The 15,376-nt window shown below is 51.7% G+C and carries 16 protein-coding genes; 9 read left to right on the plus strand and 7 right to left on the minus strand.

Annotated features, from left to right (window positions below; genetic code table 11):
- Position 1 precedes the first annotated feature (1 nt).
- From ACKI5T_RS00795 to gstA, 4 genes are all read left to right on the plus strand, one after another.
- Positions 2–688 (plus strand): electron transport complex subunit E, encoded by a 687-nt coding sequence (locus ACKI5T_RS00795; RefSeq protein ID WP_133632350.1) that lies wholly within the window; start codon positions 2–4, stop codon positions 686–688.
- The gene (nth, locus tag ACKI5T_RS00800; protein ID WP_407434910.1) at positions 685–1,320 is read left to right on the plus strand and encodes an endonuclease III; all 636 of its coding nucleotides are present in this window, start codon (positions 685–687) and stop codon (positions 1,318–1,320) included. Before ACKI5T_RS00795 ends, nth begins: the two co-directional genes overlap by 4 nt.
- 619 nt (positions 1,321–1,939) lie before the next feature.
- The gene (dtpA, locus tag ACKI5T_RS00805; protein WP_407434912.1) at positions 1,940–3,448 is read left to right on the plus strand and encodes a dipeptide/tripeptide permease DtpA; all 1,509 of its coding nucleotides are present in this window, start codon (positions 1,940–1,942) and stop codon (positions 3,446–3,448) included.
- Positions 3,449–3,557: 109 nt separating this feature from the next.
- Positions 3,558–4,163 carry a glutathione transferase GstA gene (gene gstA, locus ACKI5T_RS00810; protein ID WP_235135443.1) on the plus strand — a complete coding sequence of 202 codons (606 nt, stop codon included), beginning with the start codon at positions 3,558–3,560 and terminating at the stop codon, positions 4,161–4,163.
- Between the two features lie 56 nt (positions 4,164–4,219).
- On the opposite strand, the gene pdxY is transcribed toward gstA, so the two are convergent.
- The 5 genes from pdxY to anmK all read right to left on the minus strand — a co-directional run bounded on the left by pdxY (position 4,220) and on the right by anmK (position 8,802).
- Positions 4,220–5,080: a pyridoxal kinase PdxY gene (gene pdxY, locus ACKI5T_RS00815; protein ID WP_407434914.1), complete on the minus strand. Its 861-nt coding sequence runs from the start codon at positions 5,078–5,080 to the stop codon at positions 4,220–4,222.
- 63 nt (positions 5,081–5,143) lie between these two features.
- The gene (tyrS, locus tag ACKI5T_RS00820; protein ID WP_407434916.1) at positions 5,144–6,418 is read right to left on the minus strand and encodes a tyrosine--tRNA ligase; all 1,275 of its coding nucleotides are present in this window, start codon (positions 6,416–6,418) and stop codon (positions 5,144–5,146) included.
- Between the two features lie 125 nt (positions 6,419–6,543).
- Positions 6,544–7,200, minus strand: coding sequence for a pyridoxamine 5'-phosphate oxidase (gene pdxH, locus ACKI5T_RS00825; RefSeq protein WP_407434918.1), 657 nt, complete (start codon positions 7,198–7,200; stop codon positions 6,544–6,546).
- Between the two features lie 57 nt (positions 7,201–7,257).
- Positions 7,258–7,581, minus strand: a complete 324-nt coding sequence (gene mliC / locus ACKI5T_RS00830) for a C-type lysozyme inhibitor (RefSeq protein ID WP_059178111.1) — start codon at positions 7,579–7,581, stop codon at positions 7,258–7,260.
- A gap of 96 nt (positions 7,582–7,677) precedes the next feature.
- The gene (gene anmK, locus ACKI5T_RS00835) at positions 7,678–8,802 is read right to left on the minus strand and encodes an anhydro-N-acetylmuramic acid kinase (RefSeq protein ID WP_407434920.1); all 1,125 of its coding nucleotides are present in this window, start codon (positions 8,800–8,802) and stop codon (positions 7,678–7,680) included.
- Positions 8,803–9,056: 254 nt separating this feature from the next.
- Here anmK and slyB point away from each other — a divergent pair, with 254 nt between their 5' ends.
- A complete protein-coding gene (gene slyB / locus ACKI5T_RS00840; RefSeq protein ID WP_012017201.1) occupies positions 9,057–9,524 on the plus strand; it encodes an outer membrane lipoprotein SlyB in 468 nt (155 codons plus the stop codon).
- 195 nt (positions 9,525–9,719) lie between these two features.
- Positions 9,720–11,081 (plus strand): GGDEF domain-containing protein, encoded by a 1,362-nt coding sequence (locus ACKI5T_RS00845; protein ID WP_407435130.1) that lies wholly within the window; start codon positions 9,720–9,722, stop codon positions 11,079–11,081.
- Between the two features lie 34 nt (positions 11,082–11,115).
- Here ACKI5T_RS00845 and slyA read toward each other — a convergent pair whose 3' ends face one another.
- Complete coding sequence (slyA, locus tag ACKI5T_RS00850; protein WP_012017199.1) at positions 11,116–11,556, minus strand: transcriptional regulator SlyA; 441 nt, start codon at positions 11,554–11,556, stop codon at positions 11,116–11,118.
- 180 nt (positions 11,557–11,736) lie between these two features.
- Here slyA and ACKI5T_RS00855 point away from each other — a divergent pair, with 180 nt between their 5' ends.
- Genes ACKI5T_RS00855 through ACKI5T_RS00865 form a run of 3 tightly spaced genes read left to right on the plus strand, consistent with a single transcriptional unit; the run spans position 11,737 to position 14,869 of the window.
- Positions 11,737–11,973 carry a DUF1656 domain-containing protein gene (locus ACKI5T_RS00855; RefSeq protein ID WP_012017198.1) on the plus strand — a complete coding sequence of 79 codons (237 nt, stop codon included), beginning with the start codon at positions 11,737–11,739 and terminating at the stop codon, positions 11,971–11,973.
- A 2-nt stretch (positions 11,974–11,975) separates the two neighbouring features.
- Complete coding sequence (locus ACKI5T_RS00860) at positions 11,976–12,836, plus strand: efflux RND transporter periplasmic adaptor subunit (protein ID WP_407434923.1); 861 nt, start codon at positions 11,976–11,978, stop codon at positions 12,834–12,836.
- Positions 12,836–14,869 (plus strand): FUSC family protein, encoded by a 2,034-nt coding sequence (locus ACKI5T_RS00865; protein WP_407434925.1) that lies wholly within the window; start codon positions 12,836–12,838, stop codon positions 14,867–14,869. Before ACKI5T_RS00860 ends, ACKI5T_RS00865 begins: the two co-directional genes overlap by 1 nt.
- Here the strand turns inward: ACKI5T_RS00865 and sodC are convergent.
- The gene (gene sodC, locus ACKI5T_RS00870; protein WP_407434927.1) at positions 14,848–15,366 is read right to left on the minus strand and encodes a superoxide dismutase [Cu-Zn] SodC; all 519 of its coding nucleotides are present in this window, start codon (positions 15,364–15,366) and stop codon (positions 14,848–14,850) included. The genes ACKI5T_RS00865 and sodC overlap by 22 nt on opposite strands.
- Positions 15,367–15,376 lie beyond the last annotated feature (10 nt).

Genomic DNA, 15,376 nt, shown 5'->3' on the forward strand with positions numbered 1-15,376 from the left:
AATGAGCCAGGTTAAAGACGTTATCGTCCAGGGTCTCTGGAAGAACAACTCCGCGCTGGTCCAGCTACTGGGAATGTGCCCGCTACTGGCCGTGACATCCACCGCTACTAATGCCCTTGGGCTGGGCCTGGCGACGACACTGGTGCTGACGCTCACCAACTTATCAATATCGGCGCTGCGTCGTTGGACGCCGTCGGAAATTCGTATCCCGATTTACGTCATGATCATCGCGTCAGTCGTCAGCATCGTGCAGATGCTGATTAACGCCTACGCTTTTGGCCTGTACCAGTCGCTGGGGATTTTTATCCCGCTCATCGTCACAAACTGTATCGTGGTGGGCCGTGCCGAAGCCTTCGCAGTCAAAAACGATCCGCTGATCTCTGCTCTCGACGGTTTCGCGATTGGGATGGGCGCGACCTGTGCGATGTTCGTCCTCGGATCGATGCGTGAAATTCTGGGGAACGGAACGCTATTTGATGGCGCGGATGCGCTGTTGGGTGGCTGGGCAAAATCACTGCGTATCGAAGTGTTCCATACCGACACACCGTTCCTGTTAGCGATGCTGCCGCCCGGTGCCTTTATTGGCCTTGGCATGATGCTGGCGTTAAAATACCTGATCGATGAAAAACGTAAACGCCGCGCCGCTGAACGTAGCGTGCAGGAAGGGATGCCAGAGAAAGCGTCATGAATAAAGAGAAACGCCTCACGATTTTGACGCGTCTGCGCAATGAGAATCCTCATCCGACGACAGAGCTGAACTTCAACTCCCCTTTCGAGTTGCTGATTTCAGTCCTTCTTTCCGCGCAAGCGACCGATGTCAGCGTCAACAAAGCGACGGCGAAGCTATATCCTGTCGCTAACACGCCACAGGCCATTCTTGAGCTGGGCGTCGAGGGCGTGAAATCCTATATCAAAACCATCGGCCTGTTTAACAGCAAGGCGGAGAACGTCATCAAGACGTGTCGTATCTTGCTGGAACAGCACGGAGGCGAAGTCCCCGAAGACAGAGCCGCACTGGAAGCCCTGCCAGGCGTGGGGCGTAAAACCGCGAACGTGGTGCTCAACACCGCGTTTGGCTGGCCGACAATTGCCGTCGACACCCATATCTTCCGCGTCTGTAATCGCACAAACTTTGCGCCGGGGAAGAACGTCGAACAGGTTGAAGATAAGTTGCTGAAGGTCGTTCCTGCTGAATTTAAAGTCGACTGCCACCACTGGCTGATCCTGCATGGGCGTTACACCTGTATCGCGCGGAAACCGCGCTGCGGCAGCTGCATTATTGAAGATTTGTGCGAGTTCAAAGAGAAAGTCTATTCCTGATAGAGAAGGCGCGGGCCTGATTTTGCTGTCTGCGCTTTCTTACTTAGGCCGGGCTTTACCGCATTCCCCTCATTTCCCGAACAATTATCCGTCGCCCTGCCTTCTTAACCTGTCGATGATCCGGTTCATTAACACTCATGCAGGTTAATTGTTTTTTCGTGAGCGAAAATTTCTATACATTTGTGATCGCGATCACCCTGATAACGTGATGTTGAATTTTTGTTTAAAAATGCGCCCCAAGCCATTGTCCAGACAGGCCCTAGCCCTTCATTAACAAAAGATTAAACCATTCATTTTTCAGATTATGGGCTATATCACTGGATGAATAGCTTATCAGCAGAACATATCTCCTTACCGCGTCATGAACGGGGATTTAGTAGTGAAAAAAACCGTCATTTCAGATGATGAAAGATTTAACGCTGAATAACATTTACCTGACCACTGCATTATGCCGCCATCGTTATATGTAACAGAATATTGCAAATGTATTGCCAGACGCGCCAAGATAGTGAACATTACCCGCCGTTTCCCCCTCCCAATATAACTATAAGGCGAATGAACTTCGGTCATTACGCCGTGAACACCCCCGTTAATATGGGATGTAAAAAAAGAGGTATAAGTGTCTACTGCAAACAATAAACCAACAGATGAAAGCGTTAGTTTAAACGCCTTCAAACAACCTAAAGCGTTTTATCTCATCTTCTCTATCGAATTATGGGAACGTTTTGGTTTTTACGGCCTGCAAGGGATTATGGCTGTCTACCTGGTCAAACAACTGGGTATGTCCGAAGCGGATTCGATCACACTGTTCTCTTCTTTTAGTGCGTTGGTCTACGGTCTGGTCGCCGTTGGCGGCTGGTTGGGCGATAAAGTCCTCGGCACCAAACGCGTTATCATGCTGGGCGCCGTTGTTCTGGCGATCGGTTATGGTCTGGTTGCGTGGTCTGGTCACGATGCAGCGGTGGTCTATATGGGTATGGCGACTATCGCCGTCGGTAACGGCCTGTTCAAGGCCAACCCGTCTTCCCTGCTCTCTACCTGCTACAACAAAGATGACCCACGTCTGGACGGTGCATTCACCATGTACTACATGTCCATCAACATCGGTTCATTCTTCTCAATGCTGGCAACCCCATGGCTCGCGGCTAAATTCGGCTGGAGTGTGGCGTTTGCGCTGAGCTTTGTGGGTATGCTGATCACCGTGGTGAACTTCCTGTTCTGCCGCAGCTGGGTGAAAAACTACGGTTCAAAACCCGATTTCGAACCGGTTCACATGGGTAAACTGCTGGCCACAATAGCCGGTGTAGTCATTCTGGCAACGATCGCGACCTGGCTGCTGCATAACCAGGGCGTGGCGCGTGCCGTACTGGGCGTGGTGGCACTTGGTATTATCTGCATCTTTGCTAAAGAAGCATTCGCCATGCAGGGCGCTGCACGTCGTAAGATGATTGTGGCCTTCATTCTGATGCTGCAGGCAGTTGTATTCTTCGTGCTTTACAGCCAGATGCCAACGTCTTTGAACTTCTTCGCGATTCGTAACGTTGAGCACTCGATTCTGAGTATCGCGTTCGAGCCGGAACAGTTCCAGGCACTGAACCCATTCTGGATCATGATTGGTAGCCCGATTCTGGCCGCTATCTATAACAAAATGGGCGATCGTCTGCCAATGCCGCACAAATTTGCGATCGGCATGGTGCTGTGTTCTGGTGCATTCCTCGTGCTGCCGCTGGGGACCAAATTTGCTACTGACGCAGGTATCGTGTCTGTGAACTGGCTGATTCTGAGCTACGCGCTGCAGTCAATTGGTGAGCTGATGATTTCAGGTCTGGGTCTGGCGATGGTTGCACAGCTGGTTCCGCAGCGTCTGATGGGCTTCATCATGGGTAGCTGGTTCCTGACGACTGCCGGTGCCGCACTTATTGCAGGTAAAATCGCGAACCTGATGGCCGTTCCAGAAAACGTGACTGACCCTCTGGTCTCACTGGAAGTCTACGGTCGCGTATTCATGCAGATCGGTATTGCGACAGCGGTTATTGCTGTTCTGATGCTGCTGACTGCACCGAAGCTGAATCGTATGACGCTGGAAGACGACAAGGCTGCAAAAGCGACAGATACCGCGACTGCATAATTGCCATCGGGAAACGACTGAAGAGAAGCCGCTAACTGTGCGTTAGCGGCTTTTTTTTTATTCTACCTGGCGTTAACATCATTATAACCTCAGCAAAAAGGAGTTACCGATGAAACTGTTCTATAAACCGGGCGCCTGCTCTCTTGCCTGCCATATCACCCTGCGCGAGAGCGGGAAAGATTTTACGCTTGATAGCGTAGACCTGATGAAAAAGCGTCTGGAAAATGGCGAAGACTTTTTCGCAATCAACCCGAAGGGACAGGTTCCGGCTCTTGTTCTGGACGACGGTACGCTGCTCACTGAGGGTGTGGCTATCATGCAGTACCTGGCCGACACGGTTCCCGATCGCCAGTTGCTGGCACAGACCGGCAGCGCATCACGCTATAAAACGCTGGAATGGCTGAATTACATCGCCACAGAACTGCACAAAGGCTTCACGCCGCTGTTCCGCCCGGATACCCCAGAAGAGTACAAACCTACCGTACGCGCCCTGCTTGAGAAAAAGCTGCAGTACATTAACGAGTCGCTGAAGGATGATCAGTGGATCAGCGGCCAGCGCTTTACCATCGCAGATGCGTATCTGTTTACGGTCTTGCGTTGGGCGCGTGCCGTGAAGCTCAATATGGAAGGGTTGAATCATATTGATAGCTATATGGCGCGTGTTGCAGAGCGTCCTGCGGTGTCCGCAGCGCTGAAAGCTGAAGGGTTGAATTGATTTAACGTATACTGCTGTGCCGGGTAAGGGTTACGCCTTACCCGGCAAGTCAAAATTTACAACTCAGTGGCGCTGAAATAATGCTCTGGCTTTGCGATGCGATCCTGTGCCGCCACAACCTGCAATTCATACTCCTGCATATTTTTCGTGGCGATCATGATTTCATAAACCGCTGCGGTGACATGTTCTAGCGCCTCACGCAGCGCTGCGCCTTGCAGCAGTTTCACCAACAGCAAGCCGCTGGTCACATCTCCCACACCCACCGGCTGACGAAATCCAAAATCCACCAGCGGTCGACTGATATGCCAGGCCTCATCTTTTGTCACCAGCAGCATTTCAAACCGATCCAGGCTCAAACCGGCGCGAGCCAGGTGTTTAACCAACACAATATCGGGGCCCTGCGCAATGAGTTCGCGTGATGCGGCGACCGCGTCTTTAACGTTGTTAACGGGATGTTCACAGAGGATTTCGAGTTCTAACAGGTTGGGCGCAATAATGTCGCTCGCGGGAAGCGCATGACGAACATGAAACTCAGCGACGCCCGGCGCAACGATGCACCCTTTTTCAGGATGCCCCATCACCGGATCGCAAAAATACTTCGCAGAGGGGTTCGCAGCTTTAACCTGACGAACGATACCAAGAATTTGCTCACCCTGCTCCGCAGACCCCAGATACCCGCTTAACACGGCGTCGCAGCGCTTGAGCTGATCGATATCCGCAATCCCCTGCACGATGTCAGTCAAATGCGCTGGCGGCATGACGCAGCCCGTCCATTTGCCATATTGCGTATGGTTAGAAAACTGTACGGTATTAAGCGGCCAGACGTTGGCCCCAAGACGGCGCATCGGGAATTCCGCGGCGCTGTTGCCTGCATGTCCAAAAACAACGTGGGACTGAATGGCGAGGATGTTATTCATTTTTGTTATCACAACCCTAAAAATAAAGGGGCGTGGTTTCCCACGCCCCTTATGTCCTGACAATTACTTCCAGCAAATCAGGCAGTAATTTTTCTTGCCGCGACGCAGCAGCGTATAACGACCATACAGGCGGTCGCCATCGACGAACGTGTATTCCGGGTCCGCCTGCTTCTCGCCATTAATGGTGATGGCGTTAGAGGCGATAGTTTTACGCGCCTGTCCGCGCGACGGTTGCAGCTCGGAATCCACCAGCGCCTGCATCAGGTCCGCACCCTTTTCCATCTCAACCATTGGCACGCCATCTTGCGCCAATTGTTCAAAATCCGCTTCGCTCAGATCGCTCAGGGTTCCGTTAAACAGGCTTGCAGTGATGCGTTTTGCTGCCGCCAGACCGTCTTCACCGTGAACAAGGCGGGTGACCAGATCGGCCAGCACATACTGTGCACGTGGGGCTTTACCGCTGTTTTTATCTTCTTCTTCAAGCGCATTGATCTCTTCAATGTCCATGAAGGTGAAGAATTTCAGGAAGCGATAAACGTCAGCGTCTGCGGTGTTAATCCAGAACTGGTAGAATTTGTACGGGCTGGTTTTCTTCGGATCCAGCCATACCGCGCCGCCTTCAGTTTTACCAAATTTCGTGCCATCCGCTTTGGTGATCAGTGGAACGGTCAGACCGAAGACCTGGTTCTGGTGCAAACGACGGGTCAGGTCGATACCGGAGGTGATGTTACCCCACTGGTCGGAGCCGCCGATCTGCAACGCAACGCCATGCAGTTCATTCAGACAGGCAAAGTCATAACCCTGCAAAAGGTTGTAAGAGAATTCGGTAAAGGAGATGCCCTGATCGTCCCGGTTCAGTCGCTGCTTGACCGCTTCTTTGTTGATCATCTGATTGACGGAGAAGTGCTTGCCGATGTCACGCAGGAAGGTCAGCACGTTCATGTTGCCAAACCAGTCATAGTTATTCGCGGCAATGGCTGAGTTTTCACCGCAATCGAAGTCGAGGAACGGTGCAACCTGCTTGCGAATCTTGTCCACCCACTCCTGTACGGTGTCTTCCGTATTCAGTTTACGCTCGGCGGCTTTAAAGCTTGGGTCACCAATCAGACCGGTTGCGCCACCTACCAGTGCAACAGGCTTATGGCCCATCTCCTGGAAGCGTTTCAGGCATAACAATGGAACAAGATGCCCCAAATGCAAGCTGTCAGCGGTGGGATCGAAGCCGCAATAGAGCGCGATCGGGCCTTGCGCCAGTCGCTCTGCTAACGCGTCTTCGTCCGTCACCTGAGCCACGAGGCCCCGCTCTTGCAATTGTTTAATCAAGTTACTGCTTGCCATCAAATTCTCCATGTATAAACGACTGCACCTCTGTCGGTACACGACTTTTCGCCTGGTGCGAAAGGTACATAGAATAAAGCGCTGACACCTGTAGCGCCAGCGCTTAACACAACAAATTTCGGGGATTACGGGGCCAGACGGTCGATTTTCCACGCAGCATTGTCGCGCTGGTATAAAAAGCGGTCATGAAGACGATGTTCACCGCCCTGCCAGAACTCCATCTGTTCGACAGAAACACGGAATCCACCCCAGAAGCTCGGCAAAGGGACTTCACCCTGCTGAAACTTCTGCTTCAGCTCGAGGAATTTGCTCTCCAGCACGCCACGCGCAGAAATGCGGCTCGACTGTTTTGACACCCAGGCACCAATTTGGCTGTCGCGCGGACGACTGTGGAAATACTTCAGCACTTCCAGCGTTGAGAGTCGTTCCGCTTTGCCCGTCACCATGACCTGACGCTCCAGCATGTGCCACGGGAACAGCAGGCTGATACGAGGATTATTCTCAAGATGATGCGCTTTACGGCTACCGAGATTGGTGTAAAACACCAGCCCTTTTTCGTCGTAATGTTTAAGCAGGACGATGCGCTGATACGGTTGACCGTTTTCATCGACCGTTGCCACAACCATGGCCGTAGGATCGGCCAGTTTGGCTTCGCAGGCTTGTTTCAGCCAGCGCTCAAACAGATCCAGAGGCTCAGCGGGAAGATCCTGACGACGGAGACCGCCTTTAGTGTACTCACGGCGCAAATGCGCAATTTGCTGCAATTCATCGTTATCGGACATGGCGTTAGCAGAAATGAGAATTAGGTGGCGCTATTGTGCGCCGCCCCTGGAAAAATCTCAACGCTTCGGATTTTGAAGCTCGCAGTTGTTCAGTACTACGCGGTCACGTTTGTAGACTGTCGCGCTGTCGCCTTTAGACCAGAACACATAGATTCCATCGGTGTAACGCGTGCCAGACGCTGACATGCCTTGCTTTAAGTTCAGCAACGTATTGTCGTAAACAAAACTGGCTTCCTGGCGCGTATTGTTCAGCTTGACGGTCAACGGTTTTTCGTCGCAGCGGTATTCCAGGGAATCGGTGTGCATACGTTCGACAAACTGGTTGTAGTAGCTACAACTGGCCAGTAAAAGAGGGGCAAAAGCAACGAGCAGTTTTTTCATGGGCGGGTTCCGAAGACTATCCAGGTCTGTGGAGGGCGAATTCACCCTCCTGTATTCGTCTCTATTTTACCGCCAACGGTGCGTGCTGAAATTAAGTTAACTCTGATTATGACGAGGATTTGCCGGATAAATGGCCCCCAATACGCTGGCTTCACGTGCGCCCGTCACGGACGGTAAATTTCCCGGCAGCCCAGCTACTGTACGCCAGGCAAGCCAGGCAAACGCCAGCGCTTCCATGTCATCCCCGCTGATACCTGCTTCATCAGTCGTGGTGACTTCTGTCCCAGGCAACAGTCCGGCGAGGCGTGCCATGACCAGCGGATTTCGGCTTCCGCCGCCGCAGACAAGCAGTCGTTCACAGCCCCCGCTTAACTGCACCTGTTCAGAAATCGACATCGCCGTGAGTTCAACCAGCGTGGCCTGAACATCCTGCGCAGCGAGGCCGGGGAATTGTGCCAGCTGACGCTCGAGCCAGCCGTAATTGAAATACTCACGCCCGGTGCTTTTTGGCGCAGGGGCCGCAAAATAGGGATCGCTTAAAAACGTTTGCAGCAGCGGGATAATGACTTTCCCTTCACGCGCCCACAGTGCATCTTTATCGTAAGCCATACGGCGCTGACGCCAGATCCAGGCATCCATTAACATATTTCCGGGACCCGTATCGTAGCCGCGCACCGGTTGGCCCGGAATGAGCATGGACAAATTAGCAATCCCGCCAATATTCAACACCATACGGCGTTCAACCGGGTGCGCCAGCAACGCCTCGTGAAAAGCAGGAACCAACGGCGCGCCCTGCCCACCCAGCGCAATATCACGGCGGCGGAAATCCCCCACAACGGTCACACCGGTTTTCGCCACGATCTGATTATTGTCGCCGATTTGCAGCGAATGCGGCGCATCCCCCGTCGGCTCATGCCACACGGTTTGTCCATGGCAGCCAATCGCCACGATATCCTGAGGATGCAGATTTTCCTGATGCATGAGCGCCAGGACGGCATCACCAAACAGTGCCCCGAGCCTGACGTCTAACTGCCCCAGTTGCGAAAGCGTGAGTTGTTGCCCCTGGCAAATGCTCAGAATCGCTTCTTTTAACGCTACGGGAATCGGCCAGGTCAGGCTGGCCTGCTGCGCCACCATATTTTCATCAATTGCGGCAAGGACAACATCGACACCGTCCAGGCTCGTGCCCGACATAACGCCTATATAGCGACCCGATTTCATGCGCTTTCCTTAAATTGCGTGGGCTAATTGCCTCACTCCACCATAAACAGATGGGCATTTCTACGACGGGTTAATATTTTTTAACAATGTCAGAGGCAGAGCAGTGGCCGCGCTTCGTTTATGTCTCGTTAAGTCAAATTCAAGTACAATTTTCCTATTGTTAGTGCAAAGATATGATCTATGGCTCCCAATGCCATATAATTTAGCCATAACGGATGCTCAATTTGAGCGTTTTGGGTGAACAGGAGATTCAAATGATTTTACGTGTACTGGGCGTTTCGCTGATTGGATTAACTCTTGCAGGTTGTGTAAACAACGACTCGCTTTCTGGCGATGTTTATACCGCTTCTGAAGCTAAACAAGTTCAAAACGTGACTTACGGTACTGTTGTAAACGTTCGCCCGGTTCAGATTCAGGGTGGCGATGACAATAACGTTATTGGCGCAATCGGTGGTGCAGTGCTGGGTGGATTCCTCGGTAACACCGTCGGTGGCGGTACCGGACGTTCACTGGCAACCGCTGCGGGTGCTGTTGCGGGTGGCGTCGCAGGCCAGGGCGTTCAAGGCTCAATGAACAAAACGCAGGGTGTTGAACTCGAAATCCGTAAAGATGACGGCAACACCATTATGGTGGTTCAGAAACAAGGCAAAACTCAGTTTGCCAACGGCCAGCGTGTCGTGCTGGCAAGCAATGGCGGCCAGGTGACTGTTTCGCCACGCTAATATCATCGGAATGTGGTCTTCGGACCACATTCTCTAATATCTATTATTCATTCGTTACATAATATTAAGCATGCAAAATGTTTAATTGACGCACCTCCTTTTATATTGTCCCAGCGCAAAGTAATTCCGTCGAAAACCGATAGTCTCTCTTTTTACTCTTTCTGCATTAAACTGATTTCTCACTTAAGAACACCTATGATTACGATAAGTCCACGACTGAGAAACAGATATGTTGCCTTTACCTTTTTCTGTTTGTTTTTCTTTGTGGCATTACACGTTCTTTCTGTAAAACTGCTGAACTTCGCCCCTGCCTTCTCGCCGTTACTCTTTCCGCTATTAACAAGTTTCCTGGCGGTTTTTCATTTATTCATTGCCTGTTTTATGGTGATGAAATATTGGTGTGACAAAAAGCGCATTTATCATCTCGCGATCGCGTTCGCCTTTACAGGCTCAACTGTCCTATTACTCGCCACACTCACCTGTTTTCCCGTCTGGCTGATGCAACCCGACATGCCTCACGTCAATTACAGCGGCGCGATGATTTTCTTCATGATGCGCAACGTCATGATGGCTGTTTTGTTTACGCTTGCCGGCGTGCTGTTTATTTTCCGCCATTCCCCTCTAACACGCCTGATGCGTCACCTGACCTTTGCTGGATTATTGTTTTTTACGCTGACGATGGTGACCGTGGCATGGTTTTATTCAGGTCATAGCGAGCTGTTCCCGCTCGATCTTATCAATAATACGACTCGACAATTCACGGCGTTATGGAAGCAGATAATTAATGGGGCGTTGATTATATTATGGCTTATTGCGCTCACGACGCTGTTAATCATTACCCGATTGCGCAATCTATTCTGGGCGAGTGGAACGTTCTTATGTACTTGCTATGTGATTATATTAATCACCTTATTGCCCGCCGATTTCATTGGGGGTTCCGTCTGGTATAGCGCGCGTTTGTTTGAAACCACCGCGTCATTGCTGATCATTTTAACCCTACTGCATGATGTCTTCAGTCTTTATCGAAATTCCCACATCAAATACCAGCAGTCTTATCAGAATTCAATTCGAGATGCGCTAACGCGACTCTACAATCGCAGTTACTTTTACGAGAGCCTGAATCAGGCGCTCGGTAAGATAACGGACAGTCATCCGGTTTCCGTTATCGTGTGCGATCTCGACTATTTCAAACGGATTAACGACAACTATGGCCATCTGCAAGGCGATAAAGTGCTGCAGTTCGTCGCTAATTTGTTGATGGATTCAGTACGTCCGCAAGATATTACCGCACGGATTGGGGGAGAAGAGTTTGTGTTGTTGCTGAGTAACACACATTCCGAGGCCGCCAGGCTCGTGGCAGAGCGTATTCGCCTCCGCTTAAGCAGCTTTGATCGGATCACAACGGAAGGAATGCTGCCGGAATGGGTTACCATCAGTATGGGCATTTACACCGCAACCACGTTGCCGGTGACCGCTGAGGAGTGTGTAGAGCGTGCGGATAAGGCGATGTATGAGGCAAAAGAGACGGGTCGAAATCGAGTGGTGGTGTATAAGTAAAATAAAGCCTTGCGAGGCAAGGCTTTTCATGACGTTAGTCGCGGGTTTGCAACTCGTTAATATTTTGCTCAAGACGAGCAATCATTCCGATGAGTTGTTCCAGTTCCGCAGGCGAAATACCCGACAGAATTTCCCCACGTGTTTTACTGATGACGGCTTCCATCTCGGTGATGATAGGTGCCGCTTTGTCAGTCAGTTTGATACGTTTGGCACGACGATCGCTGGCGCAGGTTTGCCGGGAAATTAACCCCTTCTCCTCCAGTTGATCGAGCGTTCGCACCAGAGACGGCTGTTCAATTCCTATCGCTTTTGCCAGTTGAATTTGCGACTGCTCAGGCGGCAACTGATGGATGTTATGCAGCGTAACCCAATGCGTCTGCGTCAATTCCAGAGGTTTCAGGCGATGGTCAATCAGAGCACGCCAGATGCGTACCAACCTGGCCAGATCAGAACCTAATGGCGATTCCAATTTCATCTCCTTATAATTAGCTTGCTAAGTTATTATACTGATTTTAGAATAGTGTGCAGCAATTATATTGCCAAAACAAATGCAATACTGCATTCCTCCACTTTGGACATATAATTTAACCTTAATGAAGGCTGTTCATCGTGTTTAGTCCCTCAGGCCACTTTCCACTGCAAAGGATCTCTGCTTGTGAAGTTCTCATTTAGCTCTGCGGGATTCCCCCTACAGGACCTGATTGTTGGTGCTTCTGTCTATTTCCCTCCCCTTTTTAAAGCGGTGATGCTGGGTTTTCTTATCTGGCTTGTCGCGCACAGAGTGCTTCGTGACTGGATGTATTCCGGCGAGATTTGGCATCCGATGCTCATGGATCTTTCGCTCTTCGCCCTTTCCGTCTCTCTGGGTCTGGCTTTACTGATTGCGTGGTGAATATGTCTCTGAAAACGCTAAAATACTTTTCTACTCTCCTTGTTCTTGCGCTGGCACTCGTCGCGGGTTGGTGGCTGTGGAATTTTTACATGCAGTCACCCTGGACGCGCGATGGAAAAATTCGTGCCGAGCAGGTCAGCATTACGCCTCAAGTTTCCGGCAGTATCACCACGCTTCTCATTAAAGATAATCAGTACGTGAAACAAGGTGACGTTTTATTTCGAATTGATGAGACACCGTTCAATATCGCGGTGCTGAACGCCGAGGCGCAGCTTACTAAAGCGCAATCAGATCTGGCTAAAGCCAATAACGAAGCCAGTCGCCGCCGTCATCTTTCACAGAATTACATCTCCGCTGAAGATCTCGATACCGCGAATATTAACGTCAAGGCGATGCAGGCGAGTGTGCAAGTGGCCGAAGCGACGCTGAAGCAAGCGCAATGGCAGTTGACGCAAACCGTGGTCAAAGCGCCGGTCGATGGCTGGATAACGAATCTTTCGACCCGTGTGGGCGATTATGCAACGCAGGGCAAGCCGGTATTTGCGCTGGTGGACAGTCACTCGTTTTACGTTATCGGGTATTTCGAGGAGACTAAACTCCGCCACATCCGCGAAGGCGCACCGGCGCAAATCACGCTTTACAGTAGCTCCGTGACGTTACAGGGTCACGTAGGCAGCATAGGCCGCGCGATCTACGATCAAAGCGTTGAGACCGATTCGGGTTTGGTTCCCGATATCAAACCTAACGTGCCATGGGTGCGCCTCGCCCAGCGCGTTCCAGTACGCGTTGAGTTCACCGCTCTCCCCAAAGACGTGACGCTGGTGTCCGGGACGACGTGTACCGTATCCATCGGGAAGCATTAATGAAACTGGCCGCGCTCTCATGGCGTCATTTGCCATGGCTCAACGCCACTCGCCCGCAGTGGCGATACGCTTTGCGCAATGGTATTGCCATGTGTCTTGCACTTAGCGTCGCCTATTATCTGAATCTTGATGAACCTTACTGGGCAATGACGTCTGCGGCGGTCGTCAGCTTTCCGACCGTGGGCGGCGTGATAAGCAAAAGTCTGGGACGTGTGGCGGGCAGTTTATTGGGTGCCATGGCGGCGCTGATCATTGCCGGGAATACGCTTAACGATCCCTGGCTCTTTTTACTGAGCATGGCTGCCTGGCTGGGGCTCTGCACCTGGGCCTGCGCGCATTTCACCAATAATGTTGCTTACGCATTCCAGCTTGCAGGATACACGGCGGCCATTATTGCTTTCCCGGTCGTCAATATTCTGGATACAACAGAACTTTGGGATATCGCCCAGGCTCGCGTGTGTGAAGTCATCATCGGTATTCTGTGTGGTGGCGTCATGATGATGATTCTGCCGAGCACCTCTGATGGTACGACGCTTATCTCCGCGCTAAAAACCCTGCACACGCGGCTGCTCGAACACGCGAGTTTGCTCTGGCAACCCGACACCAACGACACCATCCGGCTTGCTCATGAAAAAGTAATTGGACAAATCCTGACCACGAATCTGCTGCGCATTCAGGCTTTCTGGAGTCACTACCGCTTCCGCCGTCAGAACAGGTTACTGAATTATTTGCTCCACCAGCAGCTCAGAATGACCAGCGCCATTTCAGGCTTGCGCAGAATTCTGTTGAATTGGCCCAATCCGCCAGAAAATACGCGTCAAATCATTGAACATGTTTTAGTGGCGCTGGCGCATCCCAATGCCGATATGTACACAGTCGCGCGCATTATTGCGCCGCTCGCGCCAGTCGATGAGTATGATTATCGACATCGCGCTTTCTGGTCGCGGCTTCAGTATTTTTGTCGCCTGTATTTACGCAGCAGTCGCTGGATCAAAATCCTTGAAGACGCGACGCCAATCACTGAGTTCGCCGTTCCCGCCAGCCCCTCGCTGACAAGACATACCGATAATCTTGAGGCACTCTGGAGCGGTTTTCGCACCTTCTGCGCGCTTATGTTGGTGGGTACCTGGAGCATCGTCACCCAGTGGGAGTCAGGTAGCGCGGCACTGACGCTGGCAGCGATCAGTTGTGTGCTTTACTCCGTTGTCGCCTCCCCCTTTAACTCTCTCACATTGCTGCTACGCACGCTGGTGCTGCTTTCGCTCTTCAGTTTTGTGGTGAAATTTGGCTTGATGGTACAGATAACCGATCTGTGGCAATTTCTGTTATTCCTGTTCCCGCTACTCACCACAATGCAACTCCTGAAATTGCAGATGCTGAAATTTGCAGGGTTATGGGGACAGTTGATCGTCTTTATGGGGTCATTCATCGCAGTGACGAATCCGCCGGTCTATGACTTTGCAGATTTTCTGAATGATAATCTGGCGAAAATTCTGGGTGTTGGGCTGGCATGGCTGGCGTTTGCCGTACTGCGACCAGGCTCCGATGCGCGTAAAAGTCGACGGCATATCCGTGAACTACGGCGGGGTTTTGTTGACCAGCTCAGCCGCAAGCCGTATCTTCGCGAAAATGAATATGAATCATTGGTTTACCATCACGTTAGCCAGTTAAACGGCAGTCAGGATGAATTATCCCGGCGCTGGCTACTGCGCTGGGGCGTCGTGCTGCTGAATTGCTCACATGTGGTGTGGCAGTTGCGATCATGGGAAACGCGTTCAGACCCGCTTTCACAGGTGCGTGATGTGTGCATTGCATTGCTGCGGGATGTCATGAGTGAACGCGGTGTTCAGCAGCGTCCGCTGGCGGTGACGCTTAACGAGTTACAGCGAATTTGCGAGACTCTCGCGCGCCACCATCAGCCGGCAGCGCGCGATCTGGCGTCAATCATCTGGCGGTTACACTGCTCGCTTTCACAGCTGGAACAAGCACCGCCACCCGGCACTATTGCCGATCAAATCACGCCGCATGCATAACGCGCCCCGCCGCCGCCCAAGGGTTTAGGCTGATCGGACATGTTATCGCCGCCCACGTGGATCATCAGCGCTTTACCTTTTACGTCATCGAGTTTTTTCAGCCGCGGTGCAACAACAGCCTCTGTTGCTTTCCCGTCATTATTGACCACTAATACCGGGAGATCGCCGGTATGCCCCATGCCTTCTGGCCCTTCGTGTTTAGCGGTTTGATGAGGATCTAAATGGCCGCCAGCCGCTTCAGCCGCAGACGCTTTACCGTCTTTGAGCGCTGGCTGACAGCTGCCCTTCGCGTGAACATGAAAACCATGTTCACCGGGAGGGAGGGCTTTAAGATCGGGGGTAAATTCCAGCCCTTTGTCGGTTTCAGTAATGTTCACTGTCCCGATCGACTGGCCTATCCCCTGAGAGGTGACGAGATTTATTTCAACTTTATCGCTGGCTGCCTGCGCGCCTGCACACACAACCAGCGCGATCGCTGCCAGAGCAAAATGCTTCATGAGACCTCCA

Source organism: Lelliottia sp., assembly GCF_045627565.1.
GTDB lineage: Bacteria > Pseudomonadota > Gammaproteobacteria > Enterobacterales > Enterobacteriaceae > Enterobacter.